This is a genomic window from Desulfobacterium sp. N47, from assembly GCF_051233685.1.
Classification (GTDB): domain Bacteria; phylum Desulfobacterota; class Desulfobacteria; order Desulfobacterales; family RPRI01; genus RPRI01.
This window is the reverse complement of sequence record NZ_JBAMMY010000149.1, coordinates 1-3,631: the sequence shown is the minus strand read 5'-3', so window position 1 is coordinate 3,631 and position 3,631 is coordinate 1. Positions and strand designations below refer to the sequence as shown.

The 3,631-nt window shown below is 42.0% G+C and carries 5 protein-coding genes; all 5 read left to right on the top strand.

From position 1 onward, the window contains the following. A partial coding sequence (locus tag VXK47_RS09630) for a transposase (protein WP_435548566.1) occupies positions 1 to 445 on the top strand: 445 nt, incomplete at its 5' end. 7 nt (positions 446 to 452) lie between these two features. Next, entirely contained in the window at positions 453 to 704 is a 252-nt protein-coding gene (locus tag VXK47_RS09625; RefSeq protein ID WP_435548565.1) for a transposase, read from the top strand. 118 nt (positions 705 to 822) lie between these two features. Beyond that, positions 823 to 1,614, top strand: coding sequence for an electron transfer flavoprotein subunit beta/FixA family protein (locus VXK47_RS09620; RefSeq protein ID WP_435548564.1), 792 nt, complete (start codon positions 823 to 825; stop codon positions 1,612 to 1,614). After that, positions 1,614 to 2,591, top strand: coding sequence for an electron transfer flavoprotein subunit alpha/FixB family protein (locus tag VXK47_RS09615; RefSeq protein WP_435548563.1), 978 nt, complete (start codon positions 1,614 to 1,616; stop codon positions 2,589 to 2,591). Before VXK47_RS09620 ends, VXK47_RS09615 begins: the two co-directional genes overlap by 1 nt. Positions 2,592 to 2,845: 254 nt before the next feature. Then, positions 2,846 to 3,631 (top strand): exopolyphosphatase (locus VXK47_RS09610; protein ID WP_435548562.1); only part of this gene is annotated, 786 nt, incomplete at its 3' end.

Here is a 3,631-nt window from a genome sequence, read left to right as displayed (position 1 = left end):
GAATATTTTTGAGATGATCCGCGTAGAGATCAAAGAGAGCGTTGGTCAATATCTGACCAAACTGATGGATTTGGAGCGCACCGAATTTCTTGGGCGGCAATGGTATGAGCATGCTCAAGGAGATGTGAATCATCGCAATGGTTCCTATTCCCGCAATTTCACATTAAAAGGTATTGGTGCCGTCAAGGTTGAGATGCCACGGGATCGCAAGGGCGAATATGAGACCCGCATCATTCCCCGAAGCAAACAATATGAAGTTGAGCTTCGGCAGGATTTGAGTTTGATGTTTTTAACCGGTGTCAGCACCCGAAGCCTTTCGATGATGTCTGAGCGGCTGATCGGGCGCAAAGTATCTCCAACGGAGGTCAGTAACGCCAACAAGGAGCTGATAGAGGCCGTAGAGAAATGGAGAACCCATAAAGTATATTTTTTTGGACGGTGTTAATTTCGACATGCGCATCGACAGGAGCATAGAGAAGGTGCCGGTTCTGGCAGCCATTGGAGTTGAAAAAACAGGTCGAAAGCGGGTGTTGGGCTTCCAGGCAGGGGATAAAGAGTCGGCGCCCGCCTGGCGGGAATTTTTCAGGGATTTAAAGAAAAGAGGTCTGGATGGGCGCGACATGGTTTTGGGGGCAATGGATGGATTGCCCGTTCTGCCTTGTCAATATGGAAGATGCGATAAAGGTTTGCGGGATGGAAGGTAAAATGGAAGCCATTGATCTTGCTGAACTGATTGAAAAACACATAGCTTAAAAATAATTAAATCGAGCAGGCTCTTATCAGCCTGTAAACAGATTGAAATAAACTGATATGGAGGATGAAATGGATATTTTGGTTTGTATTAAAAGAGTTCCTGATACCGCTGAAAATGAAATCAGCGTAAACAGTTCCGGTTCGGACATTGAATGGGATGACCTTGTGTATTCTGTAAACGAATGGGATAATTATGCTGTTGAGGAAGCTATCCAAATCAGGGACAAGGTTGGAGGAAGTGTTACGGTTGTTGCTGTTGGCGATTCCGAGTCTGAAGATGTACTGAGAAGAGAAATGGCTATGGGCGCAGATAAGGGGATCCTTCTTTCAGATGATGCATTTGAAGGGTCCGATGGTAAAGGCCTTGCAGCAATATTAAAAGCCGAAATAGCAAAAAGCAAATACGATTTGATACTCACAGGTGCTCAGGCTGATGATGGAGCCGGTCAGGTAGGCGGTATGCTTGCTGCAATGCTTGATGTGCCTTTTGCATCTCTTGTAAATTTAATAGAAGCATCGGACGATAAAAAGATAAAGATAGGCAGGGAAATCGCAGGCGGACAACAGGAAATAAATGAGATTGATCTTCCATGCGTTCTTTCAATTCAGACCGGTATTAACGAACCCCGCTATGTCGGTATTCGAGGGATCAGAAAAGTAGCATCCGTTGAGATCCCGGTTAGAGGTGCATCTGACCTTGGATTAAGTCAGGATTCGGTCGGCATGGCAGCTGCCAAAGTTTCCCGTGTTGATTATTTCACACCTGTTCTTGGAAAAGGAGCTGAAATACTTGAGGGCAGCATTGATGAAAAGGTAGATAAACTGGTTGAACTTTTGAAATCAAAAGGAGGTATTAAATAATGTCCTTTCAGATTTTTGCATATATATTACATAAAGACGGCGCTGTTGATGATACGGCCGGTGAAATGATTGCAGCAGCTAAAAAGATTGATCCTGCTGCTTCTTTAACCGCAATTGTTGTTGGCAGCAAGATAGATTCAGTGTGCAACAGTTTAACCGCTTCTTTTAAAGAAGTCTGGAAAATTGATAACGATGCTCTTTCATATCCCAATTCGGAAGTAATACGCGGTTTGCTTGCGGGCATTATACCTAAAGGTAACATCTTATTGGTTCCACATGACCATTTTGGCATGGATTTGTCACCAGGCTTGTCTATAAAACTGGATGGTGCTTATCTTCCTGATGCAATTGATTTTGATGGTGTTGATGGCGGAAAGCTTAAAGCAGTCCGTCAGGAATTCAGCGGTCAGGTAAGCACGCATGTGCTTTGCGATATTTCAGGCGGAGCGGTTATTACTACCCGTCCGGGTTCTTTTGCTGCTGCTGAAGCAGGTGCTGCGGGTGGATCTGTTGTTGATAAAACAGCAGACGCTCTTGCCGGTGGGATGCCCGGTGGCAAAAGGCGTTTTGTTGAAGTTATTGAAGCGGAAATGGGAGACGTTGATATCACAAAATCCGATATACTTGTTTCTATCGGACGCGGAATCGGAGAACAGGAAAATATTGAAATTACTGAAGAGCTTGCAAAAGCTATGGGTGGTGATCTTTCATGCTCACGTCCGATCATTGATGCTAAATGGCTTGAGAAATCACGCCAGGTAGGAACATCGGGAAAGACTGTAAAACCAAAGGTATATATGGCTCTTGGTATAAGCGGCTCATTCCAGCATCTTGGAGGAATTAAAGGCTCACCTTTTATGGTTGCAATTAACAAGAATCCGAACGCTCCGATTTTTCAGATTGCAGATATTGGAATTGTTGAAGATTTACTAGAATTTGTTCCGGTGCTGACTGAAAAAATAAACGAATCAAAGTAAAAAAACAACTGATAGCATAATAGTCTTATTCAGCCGGTTGCCTTATTAGGTGACCGGCTGAATAATTCTTGGCGGATAATTTTAAAGAGAGATTAGGAATCGGGATCCGAGGGACAGGGTAGGGGATCAGGAAAAGAAACAATAGTTGTTAAGATTAATAATGCAAGCCTGAAAAATCATATTCCGGAACATTTCCGGCTCATAACCCATGGACACTGAAACCGGATACCTGTGCTTAAACTGATGGTGATAAAATGAGAATTGTAACACGGCCTGATTTTGACGGGATAGTATGTGCAGTTCTTCTATCCGAAAAGGAAACGATTACCGAATCCGTTAAATGGGTTGAACCGCATGAAGTTCAGCAGGGCATGATAGAAATAAAGGAAGGGGATATAATGGCTAATCTTCCTTATGATAATCGTTGCTCCATGTGGTTTGACCATCACTTTTCCAATAAAATTGAAACGCCGTTTTCAGGTTCATTTGCTATCGCACCTTCTGCCGCCGGTGTGGTTTTTTCCTATTATGCAGGCAAATTTAAAAAAGATTATACCGAGCTTATAAAAGAAACGGATAAAATAGATGCAGCCCAATTATCAATAGATGAAGTCTCCTTTCCGGAACAATATCCTTATATTCTTCTTTCAATGACTATATCAAACCACAACTTGGCTGATGAATCCTACTGGAACAGGCTAATACATCTTTTAAGGGATAATGATATAAGTAATGTTATGCAAGATCGGGAAGTAAAAGCAAAGTGTGAAAAAGTCATAGAAAATAACAAAGCTTATAAAACTATATTAAAAGAAAATACGATATTAAATAAACACGTAGCGATAACTGATCTGCGTTTATTTGATGAAGCACCGGAAGGAAACCGGTTTCTTGTTTATTCCCTTTATCCTGAAGCGATTGTAAGTGTAAAAATAAGATATAATGACATTAGCAAAGAGAAAATAGCAGTAAGTGTAGGGCATAATATTTTTAACCCGAATTGCAGGGTAAATGCGGGAAAAATGCTTAAAAAATTCGGC